The organism is Acinetobacter sp. BEC1-S18-ESBL-01, assembly GCF_014169935.1.
GTDB lineage: Bacteria > Pseudomonadota > Gammaproteobacteria > Pseudomonadales > Moraxellaceae > Acinetobacter > Acinetobacter pittii.
On sequence record NZ_AP022302.1, the window covers coordinates 1,217,265 to 1,237,939 of the forward strand.

The window sequence follows — 20,675 nt, forward strand, 5'->3', positions numbered from 1 at the left end:
GGAGAGATTTAAGGCTTAACTAGCTAATTTTTAATGCTGTTTAAATTTAATTTTTTATGTCGCAATTGATGTATATGCTAGAGCAGGGATATATCGTACTTTTAGGTATAAGATATTTTTAAGTGAAAGTATAATGGGTTGTTTTATCGATTTGTCAAGAAATGTTATTGATTTTCTTATACAAATAAAAAGCCCTCTAACGTAGAGGGCTTTTATAGATATTTAATTTTTAAGCTTCGACAACTTGAACAGCGATTTTTTTAGCTGGATCTACTTTGCGACGAACTTCTGGTACTGGTTCACCGTGGTATTGACGATCAGCAAAGTAACTTGAACGGACCATTGGTGCAGACCAAATATTTCTAAAGCCAAGTTTACGGCCATGCTCTGCATAACGTTCGAACTCTTCTGGCGTTACAAAGCGGTCAATTGGCGCGTGTTGTTTAGAAGGTTGTAAGTATTGACCAATAGTCACATAGTCAACATCATGAGCACGCAAGTCATCAAGCAAAGCAATAACTTCTTCTTCAGTTTCACCGATACCCACCATCAAACCACATTTTGTTGGGATATCAGGGCAATATTCTTTAAACATTTTTAATAAGTTTAAAGAATGTTGATAGTCTGAACCTGGGCGCATCGCTTTATATAGTCGTGGCACAGTCTCGATGTTGTGGTTAAATACGTCTGGCGGACATTCAGTCATAATGCGTAAAGCAATATCCATACGTCCGCGGAAATCTGGTACTAAAATCTCAAGCAATGTATTTGGGCTTAGTGTACGAGCTTCTTTGATACAGTCCACAAAGTGTTGTGCACCGCCGTCAAGTAAGTCATCACGGTCAACCGAAGTAATTACGGCATATTTGAGCTTAAGATTAGCAATTGTCTCTGCCATGTGACGAGGTTCATCTGCATCGAGTGCATTTGGACGACCATGTGCTACATCACAGAAAGGGCAACGACGTGTACAAATATCACCCATGATCATGAATGTTGCTGTACCACCACCAAAACATTCTGGTAGGTTTGGACAAGCAGCTTCTTCACAAACGGTATGGAGTTTTTGAGCACGTAAAGTGGTTTTAATACGCTGAACTTCTTCTGGTGCCGTCATCTTGACACGAATCCAGTCAGGTTTACGCGGCACTTCAACCGTAGGTACAACTTTTACAGGAATTCTTGCGACTTTTTCTGCGCCACGAAGTTTTACACCCTGTTCAGGTTTACGGTGTTCTGACATATTTAACTTTTCCACTCGTTTATAGAGACATTGACATTGTATTATAGCGAACTTCTGCAGTTAATAGCGGAAAATAACTATTCATATAATAAATGTGGTTATTCAGAAATATAGGGTTGAGAAATACATAAATTCACCGCACATTAGCCATAATTTATTATAAAATATGGTCATTCAAGTGAGGAAGGAGCTTTCAATGCCACGTAAAAAAGAGGTCGTTAGTGGGAATTTCGTTAAATACGATGCGGTAGTTCTCGGTTCTGGACCTGCAGGTGAAGGCGCGGCAATGAAGCTTGCAAAAGCGGGTAAGCGTGTTGCAATTGTAGATGTGCGTGATCAACTGGGTGGTAACTGTGCACATGTAGGTACTATTCCAAGTAAAGCATTACGTCAAACAGTTTCTAGTATTATTCGCTATCAGCGTGATCCAATGTTTCAAAAAGTAGGTGAATGGAAACAGTTCACCATGAAACAGGTTTTGCGTAATGCACACAAAGTAATTCAACAACAGGTTGATACGCATACACGTTTTTACGATCGTAACAAAATCGGTGTATTCCACGGCCGTGCATATATTCAAGATAAAAATACAGTTTTAGTTTTTAGCCATGAAGGCATTAAAGAAACAATTATCTGTAAGCAAATCGTGATTGCTACAGGTAGTCGTCCTTATCATCCGCAAGGTTTAGACTTTGATCATCCTCGCGTATTCGATTCGGACAAAATCCTTGATCTTGATTATTCAATTCAAAAAATCATTATTTATGGCGCGGGTGTTATTGGCTGTGAATATGCCTCAATCTTTATTGGTTTAGACCATAAAGTTGACTTGATTAATACTCAGCAAAAATTATTAAGTTATCTAGATGATGAAATTGCTGATGCATTGTCTTATCACTTGCGTGAACAAGGTGTATTGATTCGTCACAATGAGCAAATGGATCATCTTGAAACGTTTGATGACCATGTTGTACTACATTTACAAAGTGGTAAAAAGATTAAAGCCGATGCGATTCTTTGGTGTAACGGCCGTTCAGGTAACACAGAAGGCTTAGGTCTTGAGAATGTTGGGTTAGTACCAAATAACCGTGGTCAACTTTCAGTAAATGATCAATACCAAACTGAAGTTGAAAATATTTATGCTGCTGGTGACGTGATTGGTTGGCCATCACTTGCTTCTGCTGCTTATGACCAAGGGCGCTGTGCTGGCGCAAACATGAGTGGTGAAGATGCGAAGCCAGTACGTGATATCCCAACAGGTATCTATACCATTCCAGAAATCTCATCAATTGGTAAAAATGAACAGGAATTAACGGAAGAGAAAATTCCGTATGAAGTAGGTCAAGCTTCTTTCCGTCATTTGGCTCGTGCGCAAATTACTGGTGACACAGTGGGTGAGTTAAAAATTCTTTTCCACCGCGACACTATGGAAATTTTAGGTATTCACTGTTTTGGCAATAACGCTGCCGAAATTATCCACATTGGGCAAGCAGTTATGCACAGCCCAAACAATACCTTGAAATATTTTGTTGAAACAACGTTTAACTATCCAACAATGGCAGAAGCATATCGTGTAGCTGCGCTTAATGGTATGAATCGTTTGTTTTGATTTTAAATAAGTTTTTCATAAAAAAGCCCGCAAACTTGCGGGCTTTTTATTTTCATTAGACCATAGGTTTTTTATATTTTTATGACAATTTGCAGTATGCGTCTGGCTGTCTATATCTCTAGTGGGCACAAAATGCTTGATTAAAATATACAAATAAATCAGGAGTTTGTTTCCATAAAATGATTGAACAAGCCAGCAGAGTAATCACGAGCAAAGTCATAATTGTTTTCAAAAGTAAGGCATTATGCGTCATGAATAACAGCCTCCTCATTTACAAAGAAATGTACGATTACCCCTAATATACTCAATGCTATTGAACATAGCCAAATCGCATTGTAATTACCTGTTAAGTCATGGTTAACACCGCCAAGCCAACCGCCAAAGAAAGAACCGACTTGATGGGTGAAAAACACAATACCACTTAACATTGAAAGGTATTTAACACCGAACATATTTGCGACAATGCCGTTGGTAAGTGGAACTGTAGAGAGCCATAAAAGTCCCATAATGATGCCAAAAGCATATACCGTATAAGTGCTTAGAGGTAATAATAAAAAGGCGATGATTGCGATGCCACGGCTACCGTAAAGTGCCATTAATAATTTAGGTTTTGAGAATCGATCTCCCAGCCAACCCGCCCCATAAGTCCCCACAATATTAAATAACCCAACTAAAGCAAGAAACACGGTACCTGTAGCAGCATCAAAGCCGTGATCGATTAAATAGCCCGGCAGATGAACACCTAAAAAGACCACCTGAAATCCGCAGACTAAAAATCCTAAAGCTAACCACCAGAATGGCTTATGTTTTCTAGCAATATTCAGTACTTGTTTAAATGTGAGCTGTGGTTGAGCAATTGCTTTTGGTGTTTGATTGCTTGGTCCTTTTAGCATCCACGCTAGGGGAATGATAAACGCAATTAACAGTGCACTCACCATTAAAGCTGACGACCATCCTACCGTTTTAAGCAAGAGAAGGGTGGAAGGTAGCATAATAAACTGACCAAAAGAGCCTGCTGCACTGGCAATACCCATTGCCATACTTCTTTTTTCTGGAGGGGCAGCTCGGCCTACTGCACTCAGTAAAACCGTAAAAGAGGTTGCTGATAAAGCTAAACCAATAATAAGGCCTAAGCTTAAATTTAAAATGAGTACACTTGAACTAAAAGCCATTAAAAGTAGGCCTAGGGTATAAAGTAAGCCACCAACAGCAACCACAACTTTACTGCCATATTTATCTGCAATTGCTCCAGTAAAAGGCTGAACAGCTCCCCAGATCAGGTTCTGCATGGCTATCGCAAGACTAAAAACATGCTGTCCCCAGCCAAATTCATGGCTCATGGGTACAAGGTAGAGACCGAAACCATGACGGACACCTAATGAAAGGGCCAGAATAATTGCACTGCCAATCAGCATATAGATGAGGGACTGAGAAAATTGGTTGCCAGTTTTAGTCATGATTAATGGAAAATTATAATAATGATGATTTATTGTAGAAGATATATCGAAAAATATCGATATAGTTGGAGGGAATATTTAAGAAGAATTAAAAAGTTCTGAAGAATCGTATTTTATGAGAAGAAAATTAAAGAAGCAGACATCATTTTGATCTCTGCTTCTTGTAAAAATTAAGCTGCGGAATTACGTTCAAGTAATGCTTGTTCAAAAAGGACTTGTTCTTTTTCTTTATGTTCAGTCGTGAAGCGAATTAGAATTACGCTACAGCCTGCGACCATAACCAAACCACCTAAAATAAATAGACAAGTTTGAACATCTAGCAAACCTTTTAATAAGAAACCAGCTGCAACAGCACCCACATTGCCACCTGCGCCAATAATGCCTGCAACACCACCTAAAGCATTACGATCAATAAATGGTACGAGAGCATAAGTCGCGCCACAAGCCATGTGAGTAAACAAGGCAAAAATCGTCATAGAAATAATTGCAAGAGCGACCACATTCATTTGAGAGAAAAGAATCAAGAATAAACCTTCACCCAAAATCATGAGTACCAGTACTTTAGTGCGGCCATCTAAACCTTTTTTGAGTGCGACTTTATCGGAAATAATACCGCCAAGTGCACGAGCAAAGAGTGCAAGAAGACCAAATATCCCCGCGGTTAAACCAGCAGTTTTTAAATCCATTTTGAAATGATCAACATAGTACATTGCTGCAACGTTATGGATAAAAATTTCAATCCCGAAACATGCACCGTAAGCCACAAATAAAATCCAGACACGGTAGTTACGGGCAGCTTGCATCAAAATTGCCATGCCACCTTTTTTACCACTGCCAACTTCAATCCCTTGTGCGCGGACTTCTTTGAAGTTTCCTTGAGGACAGTCTTGGGTGAGTTTCCAGTAAAGAATACCAACAATGACCATCATTACGCCTGGTACGATTAGTGCAACACGCCAGCCCATAGTTTGTTCGACACCGAACATGACAATTGCACCAAGTAATAAAGGCATTAGAGCTTGGGTTGCACCGCCACCAGCATTACCCCAACCAGCTGCTGCCGCATTTGCTGTACCTACAACATTAGGTGCAAACATAACGCTTGTATGATATTGCGTAATAACAAAGCTTGCGCCAATTGCACCAATCAGTAAGCGGAAGAATAAAAAAGACTCATAACTGTTAGCAGCAGCAACCCCAAATACAGGAATACTGCCAAGCAAGAGAAGAGCTGTATAGGTAATCCTCGGGCCATATTTATCACAAAGTGGGCCGACAGCGAGTCGTACTAAAATCGTAATTGCAACGGCGGCAATATTGATATTGGCAATTTGGTCTTTGGTTAAGCCGAACTCACCTTTAATAACCGGCATTAATGGTGCGCAAGCAAACCATGCGAAGAAGCACACAAAGAATGCGAGCCATGTCATGTGGAAAGCGCGCATTGCAGGAGTAGAAAAGCTAAATAATTTTATTTCAGTTGCTTTTTTTGCATCTAGATTGATATTTGAAGACATACGCCGTCCCTCTGAACTGAACGAAATTTTAATTTGCATGGCAATTTATTGCCTATCTGCAGACCGATCAGAGCGGACATCGTTGGCCGTCTTGGTTTATTCATTGAATCATCGTTGACTCATCTCGCTATGAATAAAGCAAAGCTTGTGCCAAAAAATTAATTTTACTAAAAAGGAAAAATTACTTTCTAATTCTATTGAGTTAGTTTATTAAAAATAAAATTAATTAAAAAACAGAAATAAATCAGTAAATGCTCATAAGAGAGGAAGGCGGTAAATTTTTTCAATCGGCTTTATAAAAGTGCTCATTTTTTTAGCATTTTGATTTAAAAAGAAGCAAAATATAGAAAAAAAGAAAGCTATAAAAACGTGCATAAGTTTTTATAGCTTTGGGTGACACAAAAATTAGAAGCGGTAACCGACACCAACATATGTAATGAGTGGGTCAATATCAATTTTGGTATTCGCTTTAATTAGCTCTTTACCTGTATTTTGGTCAGTCACATATATTTTTGCTTCACTATTCATTTTGGAATATGAAACTGAACCAACAGCAAACCAGTTTGGGTTGAAGTCATAAGATGCACCTAAAGTCATAATAGGGGCAAAAGTATCGGTTGCTTCTAGTTTAACGATAGGATTTGCTGATGATGTGTTGCGATCTAATGCTGCACCAGCTTTACCATCATGGATATTCTGGATCATGTGACCCGCTTGAATTAAATCGGCCTCAATACCGGGATTCATTTTTAAATCATTAAAGTATGCATACATCACGCCAGCTCCGATATAAGGACGGAACTTATTTACCCCTGATTTACCAAATTGATAATGTAGTTCAACGGCTGGTAACCATGCACGAGCAGTCGCAGCCTTACCTCCCTGAGAAAGATCAGTAATATGCAGGTCTTGTTTTAAAGGAATATCTCCACCCGCCTCGGAAATTCCATCTCCTATGATTCCTCCTATTAAAGATCCGTCTTTTAGAGGAGTCGCTTTTCCAGAAAGGGGAGCATAAATATTACCTTTTCCATTAATATCTACTTTAGGAGGAATACCACCTTTAATTTCTAAAGATAAATTGTCCGTAAAGTTGTAATTAAACATAAGACCAACAGTATCAACATCAGCAGCTTCTAAGCCAGAACCTTGTTGTTGCCATTGAGAAAGACCATTAACTTCTGCTGTACCTGCAAGTGATGAGGGAAGAGTGTCTGTAAACTTATCAAGAAGGCTAATAGTGCTATACCAGAACTTTCCTGAAGTTTTACTTTGGTCGATTGCATCTAAAACGGCTTTTGTAGACACATCTCCAACTTTAGATGTTGTACCTTCTGCAACGCTAGTATTGATATTGACAGGGTTTCCTGAGCCTTGAGGCATAGCATGGAGCCAACCAGCAGAGACAGAAAAACGTTTGAAGCCATCGCCATCTTTAAAACTAAAATATGGTGAAGCGGCATAAGTGAATGTTGGCAGAGCTAAAAAGGCAGCTGTCATACAAAATAATGACTTTTTCATCATAAAAGGACTCCATGTCCGACATTTGTTTACTGATTTTTATTGAGCCCACCATACCTTGTTTTATTGAATAGATTGTGTATTAAAAATTAATAGTTGTAATTTTTTTGAAATATTTGTTTATATTTAGAAAGATTTGTTAATAAAAAGTACATAATAAATAATAAAAGGCTACATAAAGTAGCCTTTTATTTAAGATTTTTAAATTATTGGTTGAAGCGAGATAGGTCTTCTTCAGGACGAGCAGTTAAAACTTCAATGCCTGTTTGGGTGACTAAAATAGTATGTTCATACTGAGCTGAAAGTTTATGGTCTTTGGTTACGACAGTCCATTTGTCACCTAACAATTTAGTTTGCCATACGCCAGCATTTACCATTGGTTCAATTGTAAAAGTCATACCTGCTTCCAGACGCATACCTGTACCAGCTTGACCATAATGGAGTACTTGAGGTTCATCATGGAAAACAGTTCCAATACCGTGACCACAATATTCGCGTACTACACTAAAACGTTCTGATTCGACATACTTTTGGATTGCGTGGCCGATATCACCTAAATATGAACCATCTCTAACAGTTGCCATTCCACGATACATCGCTTCTTGAGCAACTTTGCATAGACGGCTGGCTAAAATAGAAGTTTCACCACCAACGACATACATCATGTTGGTATCGCCGTGGTAACCATCTTTAATGACAGTGACATCAATATTAAGGATGTCACCATTTTTTAAAATTTTATTTTCAGAGGGAATACCATGACAGACAACATGGTTAACCGAAGTACAAATAGAGTGTTGAAAAGCAGGGCGCCCAGGAGCTCCACCATAGCCTACACATGCAGGAATAGCATGTTGCACATTTTCAATGTGATTACGACAAATGGTATCAAGTTCAAGTGTACTTACACCTGCCTTAATATGGGGCTTGATCATCTCTAGAACTTCAGCCGCCAGTCGTCCTGCAATGCGCATTTTTTCAATTTCATCTGGAGTTTTGATTAATCGACGTGGAGCTGTATAAGTACTGTTCATGATCTCTAAAAACTTTTGGTAATTTACAAGCGTCTATGGTATAAATAGCCGCCCATTTTATCAAATGCTTTTCGTGAATATCTTTTACGAACAATTTTGATAGATGGAGTAAAAAATCCGCACATATATCGTCACATTACTCTGGGTGCCCGTAAAAAGGTGGAGAATGCGGATATATGGAGGCCTAACCCAACTTTTAAGGTAAAGAAAATGGCAGATTACAACGTAAGCATGCGCGACCTTCTTCAAGCAGGTGCGCACTTTGGTCACCAAACTCGTTTCTGGAACCCAAAAATGCGTCAATACATTTTTGGCGCGCGCAACAAAATTCACATCATCAACCTTGAGCACACTGTTCCTGCGTTAAATGATGCTTTGAACTTCGCTAACCAATTAGCAAGCAAAAAGAACAAAGTTTTGTTCGTTGGTACAAAACGTGCTGCTTCTAACATCATCCGTGAACAAGCTCAACGCGCTGGTCAACCATATGTAGATCACCGTTGGTTAGGTGGTATGTTGACGAACTGGAAAACACTTCGCCAATCTATCAACCGTTTAAAAGATCTTCAAACTCAATCTCAAGATGGTACTTTTGCTAAGCTTACTAAACGTGAAGCTTTAGAACGTGCTCGTGAGATGGAAAAACTTGAGCGCTCTTTAGGCGGCGTTAAAAACATGGGTGGTTTACCTGACGCATTATTTGTAATCGACGTTGATCACGAAGCGATTGCAATCAAAGAAGCTAAGAACTTAGGTATTCCTGTTATCGGTATCGTTGATACAAACTCTAACCCAGACAACGTTGATTACGTTATTCCTGGTAACGACGATGCGATCCGTGCAGTAACTCTATATGCTTCAGCTATGGCTGACGCAATTCTTGCTGGTAAAGAATACGCTCAATCTCAAGCGAACGCTCAAGCAAAAGGCGATGACGCTGCGAAAGACGCTTCTGAGGCTTAATGCGTTTTGACGCAGGCTTGTCATTTTTGCGACATGTAATGGTGGCAAATTAAGCGTCGAGAGTGCAAACGGCCCAGAGTTTCTTTGGGCCGTTTTTGTTGAAAAGATTTATTTTCTACCGATTTTAGGAGATCAACATGACTGCAATTACTGCAAGCATGGTAAAAGAATTACGTGACCGTACTGGTCTTGCAATGATGGAATGCAAAAAAGCATTAACAGAAGCGAACGGTGACATCGAGCTTGCTATTGATAACCTTCGTAAATCTGGTCAAGCTAAAGCTGCTAAAAAAGCTGGTAACATTGCTGCTGACGGTGCAATCACAATCGTTCAAGAAGGCAACAAAGCAATTTTAGTTGAAGTTAACTGTCAAACTGACTTCGTTGCTAAAGACGAAAACTTCTCTAACTTCTCAAAAGCTGTTGCTACTGCTGCTTTAGCTGCTGGTGAAACTGATGCTGCTAAAATCGCTGAATTAAAATTAGCAGACGGTCAATCAGTTGAAGAAGCTCGTATTGCACTTGTTCAAAAAATCGGTGAAAACATCCAAGTTCGTCGCGCGAAAATCGTTGAAGGCGAAAACTTGGCTATCTACAAACACGGTTTAAAAATCGGTGTTGTAGTTTCTTATACTGGTGATGCTGATACTGGTAAAGGTATTGCAATGCACGTTGCTGCATTCAACCCAGTAGCTGTAAATGCTGAAGCTGTTCCTGCTGACCTTATCGCTAAAGAAAAAGAAATTGCTGAAGCGAAAGCGTTAGAATCTGGTAAGCCAGCTAACATCGTTGAGAAAATGGTAACTGGTTCAGTTGATAAATACTTGAACGAAGTTGCTCTTGATCGTCAAATGTATGTAATCGACAATGACAAGAAAGTTGCTGATGTATTAAAAGCAACTGGTACTACTGTTGCTGAATTCGTACGTTTCGAAGTTGGTGAAGGTATTGAGAAGAAAGCAGAACTTAGCTTCGCTGAAGAAGTTGCTGCTGCTCAAGCTGCTGCGAAGTAATTCGTATCACAATAAAAAAAGCCCCATTGGGGCTTTTTTTATCTCAGTTAAAATAAGGGTATACAATGACAAATAAAAAAAATCTCAGTATTGCTGGTGTGATTATTTTATTGATTGCTGCGTATTTTGGTCTGGATTTATCTGGGCACAAGCAAAGTCAATTACCATCATCAACTATACCCGCAGCTCAGCGTAATGAAACTACACTTTCAAATAATGGGGTGGACACTGTAAAAGCTGCTTATGAGCAGAGACAAAGTAATGTTCAAGTGCAGGGAAGTGGTCGAGTCAAAGCAATTTTAAGAGATGATAATGATGGGTCAAGACACCAGAAATTCATTCTAGTATTAAAAAATGGTCTTTCAATTTTGGTTGCACATAATATCGATTTGGCACCTAAAATTTCTAATCTAAATAAAGGTGACATCGTTGAGTTTTATGGCGAATATGAATACAACTCAAAAGGTGGTGTACTACATTGGACTCATCGCGATCCACAAGGTCGTCATGAAGGTGGATGGCTTAAACATGACGGACAGATCTATCAATAAAGCTCAAGTGAACGTTTAATCAGATTATTTTCATAGAGCAATTTTGTTCTATTCAGTTTATTAAAACGTGCTATGGTTTTTTTATTGAATAGATGAGACGTATTTATGCAGCGGGAGCAAGCCGATTATCTGCATGTGCGAGAGTTGGGCGGTTTAGAGTTATTAAAAGCACATTATCACCAAACACAATTTTCAAAGCATACTCATGAAGGGTACTGTATTGGTGTGATTGAAGAGGGAGCACAGTCTTTTTTTAGGACGGGACAGCTGCATGTAGCTCCTAAAGGCGACATTATTTTAGTCAATGCTGACGAAATTCATACCGGTTCATCTGCGGTAGAGTCAGGGTGGCGTTATCGAGCGATCTATCCAACACCTGAAATGTTAGCAGAAGTTAGCCAAGATTTTTTTGAAAATCCACATGGAGCACCATGGTTTCCTCAAGCCGTGATTCGCGACCTAGGTTTGGCTCAACAGCTTTGCTTACTTTTTGATTTATTAGAACAAAAAGATAATTTCCTACTCAAAGAAACGATGTATTTAACAACGTTAGCTTGTCTTATGAAGAGACATGGTAAATCAAATCATACTTTTTGTGAGTTACCAGAAGCATATTCAAAAATATTAAGAGTTAAAGAATTGCTCGTAGAAATGCCTGAAACAAACTTTTCTTTACAAGATTTGGCTGACATGGTCGGCTTGAGCGCTTGGCATTTCTTAAGGCAATTTAAAAAATATGTAGGTCTGCCACCTCACGCTTGGCTTGTACAAGCACGTTTACAAAAAGCAAGACAGTTATTAAAACAGGGGGACCAAATTGCCATGGTGGCACAACAATGTGGTTTTTCTGACCAAAGCCATTTTAACCGTCACTTTAAAAAAGCAATGGGCGTCACACCCACTCAATATGTAGCAAGTTTGAACATATAAATAAATTAGTTTTAAAGCAATTTTATCCAATATAAGTCGGCACTCATCAAGCATGGTATAGAGATGTTTCTTATATTGGATTTTATATATGAATATTCAGCTTAATCAGCCAGTTGGGTTTTCAAAAAATAAGCCATCCTATTTATTTTTACGTGGCGCAATGGATATTTTGCCCTTATCAATTTCTGTTATTCCGTGGGCAATCTTAGCGGGATCTATGGCAATTCATGCAGGATTATCTTTCTATAAAGCACTAGCAATGTCTGGACTCGTCTTTGCTGGAGCTGCTCAGTTGGTTAGCTTAAGCATGGCTATGGAAGGTGCATCTGTTTTTACAATTTATTTGACTATTTTCTTTTTAACGGCTCAGCACTTTATTTATGCATTAACTTTAAGAAATGACATTTCTATTTTGACCCTACCGAAACGATTGAGTTTAGGCTTTTTATTAACAGATGAATTGTTTGCGGTGAGTGCTCCATTGGAAAAAAGAAGTTCGGAATATCTGTTGGGAGCAGGACTGTGTTTTTATTTATTTTGGGTTGCTTTTAGTTTAGTGGGAATACTGCTGGCGACAGTGATACCTGATCTTTTAAATTACCATTTGGATTTTTCGATCGTTGCTATTTTTATTGCCATGATTGTGCCGTTATGTAAAGGATTTCCGGTCATAGCTGGTGTGCTAACAACTTGTATAAGTGGGTTTTTATTTAAATTTTATCAAATTGAGGGTGCGATTTTACTTTCAGGATTAATGGGAATGTTAATTGCTGTTTTAACTGAAAAAATAGGTAAGGAGTAATAATATGTCTTGGTTTATGATTTTAGGCTTGGCAGCAATCGTCTTTTTTAATCGCTATTATTTTTTAGAACCTCAAGTAAAAATTAAACTGCCGCTTATTCTGAATAAGATGCTTAGCTATTCTGCACCTTGTTTGTTAACTGCAATTTGTATTCCAGTTATTTTTTTCGATGGTAATCATTTAAGAGGCGTGATAAATAATCCTTATATTTATGCAGCAATCTTTTGTATTGTAATCGCTATGTACCAAAAAAAAGTTCTTTTAAGTGTGATAGCAAGTTTAGGGGTTTTTTATTTTATAAATTTTCTAATAAATTACTAACATGCAAAAGCTGAATCGAAAGGATTCAGCTTTAAGTTAATCTTTAAGCAAGAGCTTGTTTTTGTCTGCTTTTCCATTTAGGTAAGATTTTTGAGAGATAAGCATCCATACACCAAACTGGTCCAATTAGTAGGAATTGTAAATCTTTAAAGAACGAGGGCTTTTTGCCTTCGACTTTATGTCCGTAAAATTGTCCAACCCAAGCAATCACAAAAATAGCGATATAAAACCCGACTCCTACAGGTAGGGTATAAATGAGCCATGCCATAACAACAAGTAAAGCAGCCATTGCCACAGCAAGTACAAGATCTAAACGTGCATAAAATACTAAGGTCAACACAAGTAATAAAGCAGTAAGCAATGTGCTGAAATGTGCAATGATTCCAATAATAGAAAATAAAATGGCGGGAACGCAAAGCCAGTGAATTTGTTTATTGGTTGGATTTTGATGACTTTCGCTATATTCATCAAACCATTCAGTAATGGATTTCATTAGTAGCACACTCCTTGTTTTAACTTCGATTTATTTTTGTGAGTATATTTTAGCCTGTTCTTGAGGATCTCGACAAGAAACTAACACTATTCAACTATAGGGAGCGTTGTATTAAAAATACCTAAGAAAGGGCAAACAAAAAAATAATGTGACTGTGGTTGAAAAGGTGGTCAATTCGACCTCAAGAATGGGGCGATTTTTCATAATATTTTTTCTGTGTTGCTAGATGATGAAATCATCTAAAAAAGCGTGATTTTGAGATTGATGGGAAAGTTGTATGAAAAAGCTCTACTCATCTACTCTAAAAACGCCATAAATAGCCTTTATTTTTGAAAAATGGTACTAGGGTAGCGCAAATTTAAAAAAGACGCTCTAAACGCAAATTAGACGCAAAATTGACTTGTATTAAATAAACATGATTTTTTGTTTAAAAAATATTCAAATTCAGAGATAGATAAGGGGCAAAAGAAGAAGATTTTTTAACTTTAAGTTAGGAATTATTTTGATAACTTAAAATATAAAAAAGCCGCAGAAAAAATTGCGGCTTTTTACATGAACTCGAGAGGCTATAACTTATGAAGTTGGGCCATCAACACGCTCAATATTTACTTTAGCTGTACCAGCATTGGTAATACCAAGACGTTTAGCTGCACCGTATGATAGGTCAAGTACACGGTTGCCATGGAAAGGACCACGGTCATTTACTTTTACAACCACACTTTTACCATTGTCTTTATTGGTTACTCGAATGTAACAGTTCAACGGTAGGCTACGGTGAGCAGCAGTTAAAGCATTCATGTCAAATGTTTCACCACTTGCAGTTTTACGACCATGGAATTGGCGGCCATACCAAGATGCCATACCAGTTTGGCTAAACTTACGAACAGTGTTTGAAGCTACTGTGTTAAGTTTTTCAATCACTGAAGGCTCATCTTCAGGGATTTCAATTTTTGCTGCGATAGCTTGACGACGGATTTGATCGCCAGAACGTTCAGTGATTGAAAGACTGTTAATGTTAGAAAAACGAGAATTAAAGTTTTGAGTATCTTTACTCAATACACGTGCTGCTAGATTAGGACCATCTACATCACTGTTTAATGATGATGACTGCACCATTTCAGCGTGCAGTGGGGCCATACTTAAACTAGCCGTCAGTGCAAGAACGTATTTCAGCGATAACTGCATTTGTATAAACTCCTGAGAACATGTACTTTTTTCTTTCAGCCATTGACTGAAATTTAAAGTGAACATGCCTTATTATTCACTTTTGCAATTGCTATATTGGGGTGGATAATATTCATCGGTTACGGAGAGTGTCTAGTCTTTAACGAGAAATCTTTACAAAAAGGGCAAAAACTTACAGTTTTGGGTTAAAAAATAATCAATAATGTAACAAGTTATTAAAAATGTATGTATTGTGATCTATTTAACAAAAATATTTATTGACTTTTACATAAAGTATAAAAAAGCTAGCCTATCGGCTAGCTACTTCGGTGCCTAATAACCATACAGCAGTAGCGTACATGCGGCTCTTGTTATAAGTCGTAATCACTTGAAAATTCGGGTAAGTTAAATAGTAAATTGGACCATTATAGTCTTGTAATTGAATGACATTCACCATATCGAGATCATCAATTTTAACTAAAGGATTCAATGGAGAAATACCGAGTGTCTTTAGTGCACCATATGGGAAAGGTTGCGTTAAATCTTTCGCAATAATGCTTTCTGGATTTGACCCAGTGTAACGAGCCATAAACCCGATCGGTTGATCGCGTTGCCAACCTTGTTTTGCTAAGTAGTTTGCAATTGATCCAATAGCATCTTCTGCTGAGTTTCTTAAGTCGATATGTCCATTACCGTCATAATCCACCCCATATTTACTAATATTGCTTGGCATAAATTGTGGATAGCCAATCGCACCTGCATAGGAACCTACAATACTATTTGTTGGGTAGCCTTCTTTATAAGTCCATGCAATAAGAGCAGCTAGCTCATCACCAAAATATTCAGCACGGCGAGGGTAGCCAAAAGCAAGGGTAGCTAAAGCATCACGTGTAATAAAAGAACCTTTATTTGCGCCATAACCTGTTTCAACGCCCAAAATACCTAAAATGACAGCTTGAGATACGCCATATTGTTGTTCTGCGCGATTTAACGCATCTGCATATTGATTTTTAAAACGGACACCACGTTGAATTGTGCCTTCAACTAAGAACATAGAACGATAATCATACCAAGGCTTACTTTCACCTGGACGAGTCATAATATTTAGAATGTTTGGTAAATTTTTTGCGCCACTCATGGCTGCATCAACTTGATCGCTACTTAAACCATAAGCATTCATCGTTTTTTGTTTAAAATTTAAATAATCAGGATGTGTTGCAAAATCGTTGGCCTGAGCGAAATGACTTGTACTGATTAAGCCAGTACACAAAGCGAGCATTTTTAAAGTTTTATTTAAGTGTTGAGACAACATATCGTTTTAAAATTCCAGATTATCGATGTGTATGAATGGACATGACTAAACCAAAGGTGGCCATTAAAGTAATAATAGCTGTTCCGCCATAACTCATAAAAGGTAAAGGAACACCTACTACAGGTAAAATACCACTGACCATTCCAGCATTTACAAATACATAAACAAAAAAAGACAAACCAAAGGCGCCAGCAACTAAACGTCCATAGTTATGGAAGCTTTGTAAACCGATCTGGAATGTTCTAAAAATAATGGCAAAATAAAGAATTACTAAAATAAGTACACCGATGAGTCCAAATTCTTCGGAATATGCAGCAATAATAAAGTCAGTATGTCCTTCGGGTAAAAAGTGTAAATGTGATTGGGTACCTTCAAGGAAGCCTTTACCTGAAAAACCACCAGAACCAATTGCAGTTTTAGATTGAATAATATTCCAACCCGTACCGAGTGCGTCTGCCTCGGGGTCAAGTAAAGTTAAAACCCTTTGGCGTTGATAGTCGTGTAAAAGAAATTCCCACGCAATTGGAATTACAATTGCTGCACATGCGGCAGCTGCACCAATCATCCGCCATGATAGCCCACTTAAAAATAAGACAAATATACCGCTTGCTAATACTAAAAGTGATGTGCCTAAATCAGGTTGTTCTGCAATCAGTAAAAAGGGAATACCAATTAACATTAATGATAAAACAACTTGTGAAAAACTAGGGGGAAGAGGTTTTCGTGCTAAAAACCATGCAATCATCATCGGCATGCCGATTTTCATGAACTCACTGGGTTGGACACTTCCGAAACCTGGAATATCAATCCAGCGCTGAGCACCCATTCGGACTTCACCGAATACCATAACTGCCACAAGCGAAAATAGGCCAAACAAATAAAAGTAGGGGGAAAACGCTTGATAGACCTTAGGCGGAATTTGGGCTAGACCAAACATTACTAAAAAGCCAATACCAAAACTCATGGCTTGTTTACTGACCAATCCTACATCCTGTGCTGAAGCACTATATAGTACGGTTAAACCTAATAGCGCATTTAACAGCAAAAATAGACATAACCACGGGTCAATGTGGAGTTGTTGCCACCTTGATGGTTGCATAGCGGTGCTAAGACCATCTCGAGGAGCTTGGCGTAAAAACTTATATTGTGGGCTAGGAGACATGCGGCGTTAACTAGGTCAATCAGTGCTTGGCGCATGCTAACATAAACCTGATTAATGGCAATGTATATCAATATTTTGCAATAAAAAAACCTAGCTCTCGCTAGGTTTCCGATAGGCTATTTCTTATTAGTTAAAGAATAGACTTTCGTGATATTCAGCCATCGCTTTTAGTTCAGTGCGATTTAAGCTAGGGATGAGTTTGTCGATCGCAATATGAACTGCTTTTGTTACAGCTGCCGCACCAATATCAGCTGCTTTACGCTTGATCATGCCAAGGTCTAATGTCTTATTAAAATCAGACATAAAATGTTTAACCATAGCATCTCCAAACTGTTTATACAGTTCAGCCAATGCAGCTTTATTGATATCGTTACCCACCTTAAGCTCAGTGAAGTTATGCTGAAGATTAGTGACTAAGCTAGGATCTAGAGTTACACCTACTTTATATTGACCTTGTGGATCTTTAAATAAGCTTTTTTCAGAGAACTCTACTGACTGTTTAACAACATCGTTTGGCGCTTTGCTTAACAATTGTTTTAAAAGAACAGCGACTGTTGATTTGACATAGCCTGCTAGTTTTTCGGCAGTATCGCGCTTTTCACTTGCAGGGAAGTGCTGAACTAACTGAATTAAGACATTATCAATAATCTCTTCATTAAGTTGTAAAGCAATCTTATCGCGAAGTGGATATAAAGGCTCACTAGAATTTTTGTTCGCAATTCCAGTTTGTATATCGTTCAATAAGCCTTCAGAAGGGGTAAAACCAAAAAACGGCATGGTGTATCCTCAAATTATTCGTTTTATTGTCGTGCCAATCGAATCGGTTTTGGCATCCATGAAAGATCCGATACTCGGCAAGGGTTAATATCAAGTCCGCCGCGACGAGTATAAGTTGCATAAACCATCAGCTTCTCAGGCTGCAAATTTTGCCAAATATCAGCAAAAATCTGCTCGACACACTGTTCGTGAAAGCCGTTATGCTGACGGTACGAGATAATATAAGCTAAAACACTACGATAACAAGGTTTTTTGCCCTTAAAACGGATAAAAACTGTACCCCAATCCGGTTGTCCCGTGACTGGGCAGTTACTTCTTAAAAGATGAGAATACAGTTCAATTTCGACTTCTTCATCAGACGCATCTCGTTTTAAAAGAGTCGCATCTGGATGTTGCTCTAAACGCTCTGGATCTAGGTCATCAATACAAATGCCTTGAGGCTTAGAAATCTCTAAATCATCTACTTGAAATAAGGTTAACTCAACTTTTGTACCTGCCGCAGCAGATAGATCCTTTTCAACCGTTTCAATAAACGACTGTTTAGAGTCAAACTGAGTGAAGTTAAGGCTATTGAAGTAAAGTTTTAATGACTTTGATTCAATCAAATTTGGTGAAGAAGCTGGCAGTGTAATTCTGCCAATAGCAACTTGCGGGATGGCATGAGCGTTTAACCATGAAATTTCAAAAACATGCCACCAATCTTTACCTTGCGTAATACCTTCAATATGCGAGTAAGCTTCACGAGACTGAGCACGAGCAATTGGAAATAAAACATCAGGTTGATAGTTAGTTGGATATTGAGTTTCTTTACCCAATAAAGACTGTTCGACACTCATTCACGCATTCCTGAACCACGAGCAAGTAAATAGTAGGCAATTCCGTAAAGTACAGCACAGCATAATGTCACAATGATTAAAGAGAACGTAACGTTCACGTCACTATGACCTAAAATGCCGAAACGGAAAGCGTTAACCATATACACAATAGGATTAATTAAAGAAAGTTTTTGCCAAAAAGGGCCAAGTGCACTAATGGCATAGAACACACCACCTAAATAGGTTAAAGGTGTAAGGACAAAAGTTGGAATAATAGAAATATCATCAAATGATTTTGCATAGACTGCATTAATGAAGCCGCCTAAGGAAAATAAAACAGATGTAATTAAGACTGTATATATAGTCACAAACCAGTTATGTATAAAAAGGTCTGTAAAGAACATGCTCATTGTTGTCACAATTGCTCCGACCAATACACCACGGCAAATACCACCAATGACATAGCCCCACAAAATAATATGTAGTGGCACAGGACTCATAATCAGTTCTTCAATGCTCTTTTGGAATTTCACACTAAAGAAACTTGAAGATACGTTAGCATAACTGTTGGTAATAACCGCCATCATAATCAGGCCGGGTACGATAAACTGCATGTAGCTCACGCCGCCCATTTGTCCAATGCGCGAACCAACCAAATTACCAAAAATGACAAAGTACAAACTCATCGTGATCGCAGGTGGTAACAAGGTTTGTGGCCAAATACGTAGAAATCGGCGTACTTCTTTGCGAACTAGAGTCCAGAGGGCAATTTGCAGTTGGCTAAAATTCATTTTGCCTCTCCTTCAAGATTTTTCTCAACCATTTTGACGAATAGCTCTTCTAGACGGTTCGATTTGTTTCGCATACTACGAACACGAATACCTTGTGATTCTAAAAGTTGGAATAAGTCATTTAATGTATGTGCTTTATCCATCGTCACTTCTAAAGTGCTGCTATCAATTAAGTTGAACTTCACACCAATAATATTTAACTGGAGTGGGGCAATGGGTTCTGCCAAATCAAAAATAAAAGACTCTTCACTCAGCTGGTTTAAGAAACTTTTCATGCTGGTGTCTTCTTTAATGACACCGCGGTCAATGATAGCAATTTGACGACACAACATTTCTGCTTCTTCGAGATAATGTGTAGTCAAAATAATAGAAGTACCGCTTTCGTTCATTTCGGTTAGAAAATCCCACATAGAGCGGCGTAATTCAATATCAACACCCGCAGTAGGCTCATCTAAAATAAGAAGTTTAGGTTCATGCATCATGGCACGTGCAATCATGAGTCGGCGCTTCATACCACCTGATAGCATACGTGCTTGTATATTGCGTTTTTCCCAGAGGCCTAGCTTTTCTAAATAATGTTCGGCACGTTTTTCTGCAATCTTTTTATGAATGCCGTAATAGCCAGCTTGGGTGACTAAAATATCGAACGCTTTTTCAAACTGTCCAAAGTTAAATTCTTGAGGGACAACGCCAAGTTGTTGTTTTGCCAAGGATGGATGAGTGTCGAGATTGTGTCCAAAAATCTCAACTGTTCCTTCGGTTTTTTTCGTGAGGGAACTGATAATACCAATGGTTGTTGATTTGCCGGCACCATTTGGGCCTAACAACGCATAAAATTCACCTTCAGGCACAGTGAGGTTAATACCTTTTAACGCCTGAAAACCATTACGATATGTTTTGGACAAATCTCTTAAAACCAAAGCATCAGTCATGAAATTCTCACATTATGAAAGAGGGGTATATTTTGAGCGATAATGATTAATAAACCAAGTAAAATAGTCGGAATTTTATGAAATTGAGATAAATTTATGAAGTTATTATATATAAACTGGTGCGCTCGGCGGGGATCGAACCCACGACCCCAGGCTTCGGAAACCTGTACTCTATCCAACTGAGCTACGAGCGCGCATGTGTGGGCCACATCATAGGAAAAAAACACCAATAGGTAAAGCACGAAATAGGTAACAAGTGAGTTTAAT

The 20,675-nt window shown here is 38.4% G+C and carries 20 protein-coding genes and 1 tRNA gene; 7 read left to right on the top strand and 14 right to left on the bottom strand.

Going from position 1 to position 20,675, the window contains the following annotated elements; all coding sequences use genetic code 11:
* Positions 1-229: 229 nt before the first annotated feature.
* Positions 230-1,243 carry a lipoyl synthase gene (lipA, locus tag H7R46_RS05630; protein ID WP_005068193.1) on the bottom strand — a complete coding sequence of 338 codons (1,014 nt, stop codon included), beginning with the start codon at positions 1,241-1,243 and terminating at the stop codon, positions 230-232.
* 196 nt (positions 1,244-1,439) lie between these two features.
* Here lipA and sthA point away from each other — a divergent pair, with 196 nt between their 5' ends.
* Positions 1,440-2,852: a Si-specific NAD(P)(+) transhydrogenase gene (gene sthA, locus H7R46_RS05635; protein ID WP_002118117.1), complete on the top strand. Its 1,413-nt coding sequence runs from the start codon at positions 1,440-1,442 to the stop codon at positions 2,850-2,852.
* Between the two features lie 242 nt (positions 2,853-3,094).
* On the opposite strand, the gene H7R46_RS05640 is transcribed toward sthA, so the two are convergent.
* The 4 genes from H7R46_RS05640 to map form a co-directional block, all read right to left on the bottom strand.
* On the bottom strand, positions 3,095-4,309 hold the full coding sequence (locus tag H7R46_RS05640; RefSeq protein ID WP_005068197.1) for an MFS transporter: 1,215 nt from the start codon (positions 4,307-4,309) through the stop codon (positions 3,095-3,097).
* 170 nt (positions 4,310-4,479) lie between these two features.
* On the bottom strand, positions 4,480-5,826 hold the full coding sequence (locus tag H7R46_RS05645; RefSeq protein WP_005068199.1) for an MFS transporter: 1,347 nt from the start codon (positions 5,824-5,826) through the stop codon (positions 4,480-4,482).
* Positions 5,827-6,231: 405 nt separating this feature from the next.
* A complete protein-coding gene (locus tag H7R46_RS05650) occupies positions 6,232-7,350 on the bottom strand; it encodes an OmpW/AlkL family protein (RefSeq protein WP_005068202.1) in 1,119 nt (372 codons plus the stop codon).
* Positions 7,351-7,553: 203 nt separating this feature from the next.
* Positions 7,554-8,381 carry a type I methionyl aminopeptidase gene (gene map, locus H7R46_RS05655; protein ID WP_005068204.1) on the bottom strand — a complete coding sequence of 276 codons (828 nt, stop codon included), beginning with the start codon at positions 8,379-8,381 and terminating at the stop codon, positions 7,554-7,556.
* Between the two features lie 210 nt (positions 8,382-8,591).
* Here map and rpsB point away from each other — a divergent pair, with 210 nt between their 5' ends.
* The 6 genes from rpsB (at position 8,592) to H7R46_RS05685 (ending at position 12,962) form a co-directional block, all read left to right on the top strand.
* Complete coding sequence (gene rpsB, locus H7R46_RS05660) at positions 8,592-9,344, top strand: 30S ribosomal protein S2 (protein ID WP_002118204.1); 753 nt, start codon at positions 8,592-8,594, stop codon at positions 9,342-9,344.
* A 137-nt stretch (positions 9,345-9,481) separates the two neighbouring features.
* Complete coding sequence (tsf, locus tag H7R46_RS05665) at positions 9,482-10,357, top strand: translation elongation factor Ts (RefSeq protein WP_002118238.1); 876 nt, start codon at positions 9,482-9,484, stop codon at positions 10,355-10,357.
* Between the two features lie 65 nt (positions 10,358-10,422).
* Entirely contained in the window at positions 10,423-10,908 is a 486-nt protein-coding gene (locus H7R46_RS05670; RefSeq protein ID WP_002118103.1) for a DUF3465 domain-containing protein, read from the top strand.
* Between the two features lie 105 nt (positions 10,909-11,013).
* Entirely contained in the window at positions 11,014-11,838 is an 825-nt protein-coding gene (locus tag H7R46_RS05675; RefSeq protein ID WP_005068210.1) for a helix-turn-helix transcriptional regulator, read from the top strand.
* Positions 11,839-11,926: 88 nt separating this feature from the next.
* Positions 11,927-12,640: an AzlC family ABC transporter permease gene (locus tag H7R46_RS05680; RefSeq protein WP_005068213.1), complete on the top strand. Its 714-nt coding sequence runs from the start codon at positions 11,927-11,929 to the stop codon at positions 12,638-12,640.
* Positions 12,641-12,644: 4 nt separating this feature from the next.
* A complete protein-coding gene (locus H7R46_RS05685; RefSeq protein ID WP_005068215.1) occupies positions 12,645-12,962 on the top strand; it encodes an AzlD domain-containing protein in 318 nt (105 codons plus the stop codon).
* 43 nt (positions 12,963-13,005) lie between these two features.
* Here the strand turns inward: H7R46_RS05685 and H7R46_RS05690 are convergent, their stop codons facing one another.
* The 9 genes from H7R46_RS05690 to H7R46_RS05730 all read right to left on the bottom strand — a co-directional run bounded on the left by H7R46_RS05690 (position 13,006) and on the right by H7R46_RS05730 (position 20,602).
* Entirely contained in the window at positions 13,006-13,455 is a 450-nt protein-coding gene (locus tag H7R46_RS05690; protein ID WP_002118194.1) for a DUF962 domain-containing protein, read from the bottom strand.
* Positions 13,456-14,028: 573 nt separating this feature from the next.
* Positions 14,029-14,640, bottom strand: a complete 612-nt coding sequence (locus H7R46_RS05695; RefSeq protein WP_002118141.1) for a septal ring lytic transglycosylase RlpA family protein — start codon at positions 14,638-14,640, stop codon at positions 14,029-14,031.
* A 289-nt stretch (positions 14,641-14,929) separates the two neighbouring features.
* Complete coding sequence (mltB, locus tag H7R46_RS05700; protein WP_005068218.1) at positions 14,930-15,931, bottom strand: lytic murein transglycosylase B; 1,002 nt, start codon at positions 15,929-15,931, stop codon at positions 14,930-14,932.
* A gap of 19 nt (positions 15,932-15,950) precedes the next feature.
* The gene (gene rodA, locus H7R46_RS05705) at positions 15,951-17,093 is read right to left on the bottom strand and encodes a rod shape-determining protein RodA (protein ID WP_005068220.1); all 1,143 of its coding nucleotides are present in this window, start codon (positions 17,091-17,093) and stop codon (positions 15,951-15,953) included.
* Positions 17,094-17,219: 126 nt separating this feature from the next.
* Positions 17,220-17,870 carry a hypothetical protein gene (locus H7R46_RS05710; protein WP_005068221.1) on the bottom strand — a complete coding sequence of 217 codons (651 nt, stop codon included), beginning with the start codon at positions 17,868-17,870 and terminating at the stop codon, positions 17,220-17,222.
* Between the two features lie 23 nt (positions 17,871-17,893).
* A complete protein-coding gene (queF, locus tag H7R46_RS05715; protein ID WP_005068224.1) occupies positions 17,894-18,706 on the bottom strand; it encodes an NADPH-dependent 7-cyano-7-deazaguanine reductase QueF in 813 nt (270 codons plus the stop codon).
* Complete coding sequence (locus H7R46_RS05720; RefSeq protein ID WP_002118099.1) at positions 18,703-19,476, bottom strand: ABC transporter permease; 774 nt, start codon at positions 19,474-19,476, stop codon at positions 18,703-18,705. Before H7R46_RS05720 ends, queF begins: the two co-directional genes overlap by 4 nt.
* Complete coding sequence (locus H7R46_RS05725; protein ID WP_002118101.1) at positions 19,473-20,408, bottom strand: ABC transporter ATP-binding protein; 936 nt, start codon at positions 20,406-20,408, stop codon at positions 19,473-19,475. The genes H7R46_RS05720 and H7R46_RS05725 overlap by 4 nt, the downstream gene beginning before the upstream one ends.
* 117 nt (positions 20,409-20,525) lie before the next feature.
* Positions 20,526-20,602: transfer RNA gene (locus H7R46_RS05730), tRNA-Arg, on the bottom strand.
* Positions 20,603-20,675: the final 73 nt, after the last annotated feature.

Excerpts from the sequence above, each read along its gene's own strand:
- H7R46_RS05710 (WP_005068221.1), bottom strand. The coding sequence starts at position 17,870 with ATGCCGTTTTTTGGTTTTACCCCTTCTGAAGGCTTATTGAACGATATA.
- tsf (WP_002118238.1), top strand. The coding sequence starts at position 9,482 with ATGACTGCAATTACTGCAAGCATGGTAAAAGAATTACGTGACCGTACT.
- mltB (WP_005068218.1), bottom strand. The coding sequence starts at position 15,931 with ATGTTGTCTCAACACTTAAATAAAACTTTAAAAATGCTCGCTTTGTGT.
- H7R46_RS05640 (WP_005068197.1), bottom strand. The coding sequence starts at position 4,309 with ATGACTAAAACTGGCAACCAATTTTCTCAGTCCCTCATCTATATGCTG.
- rpsB (WP_002118204.1), top strand. The coding sequence starts at position 8,592 with ATGGCAGATTACAACGTAAGCATGCGCGACCTTCTTCAAGCAGGTGCG.
- H7R46_RS05670 (WP_002118103.1), top strand. The coding sequence starts at position 10,423 with ATGACAAATAAAAAAAATCTCAGTATTGCTGGTGTGATTATTTTATTG.
- H7R46_RS05720 (WP_002118099.1), bottom strand. The coding sequence starts at position 19,476 with ATGAATTTTAGCCAACTGCAAATTGCCCTCTGGACTCTAGTTCGCAAA.
- H7R46_RS05680 (WP_005068213.1), top strand. The coding sequence starts at position 11,927 with ATGAATATTCAGCTTAATCAGCCAGTTGGGTTTTCAAAAAATAAGCCA.
- rodA (WP_005068220.1), bottom strand. The coding sequence starts at position 17,093 with ATGTCTCCTAGCCCACAATATAAGTTTTTACGCCAAGCTCCTCGAGAT.
- sthA (WP_002118117.1), top strand. The coding sequence starts at position 1,440 with ATGCCACGTAAAAAAGAGGTCGTTAGTGGGAATTTCGTTAAATACGAT.
- H7R46_RS05650 (WP_005068202.1), bottom strand. The coding sequence starts at position 7,350 with ATGATGAAAAAGTCATTATTTTGTATGACAGCTGCCTTTTTAGCTCTG.
- map (WP_005068204.1), bottom strand. The coding sequence starts at position 8,381 with ATGAACAGTACTTATACAGCTCCACGTCGATTAATCAAAACTCCAGAT.
- queF (WP_005068224.1), bottom strand. The coding sequence starts at position 18,706 with ATGAGTGTCGAACAGTCTTTATTGGGTAAAGAAACTCAATATCCAACT.
- lipA (WP_005068193.1), bottom strand. The coding sequence starts at position 1,243 with ATGTCAGAACACCGTAAACCTGAACAGGGTGTAAAACTTCGTGGCGCA.
- H7R46_RS05675 (WP_005068210.1), top strand. The coding sequence starts at position 11,014 with ATGCAGCGGGAGCAAGCCGATTATCTGCATGTGCGAGAGTTGGGCGGT.
- H7R46_RS05690 (WP_002118194.1), bottom strand. The coding sequence starts at position 13,455 with ATGAAATCCATTACTGAATGGTTTGATGAATATAGCGAAAGTCATCAA.
- H7R46_RS05685 (WP_005068215.1), top strand. The coding sequence starts at position 12,645 with ATGTCTTGGTTTATGATTTTAGGCTTGGCAGCAATCGTCTTTTTTAAT.
- H7R46_RS05645 (WP_005068199.1), bottom strand. The coding sequence starts at position 5,826 with ATGTCTTCAAATATCAATCTAGATGCAAAAAAAGCAACTGAAATAAAA.
- H7R46_RS05695 (WP_002118141.1), bottom strand. The coding sequence starts at position 14,640 with ATGCAGTTATCGCTGAAATACGTTCTTGCACTGACGGCTAGTTTAAGT.
- H7R46_RS05725 (WP_002118101.1), bottom strand. The coding sequence starts at position 20,408 with ATGACTGATGCTTTGGTTTTAAGAGATTTGTCCAAAACATATCGTAAT.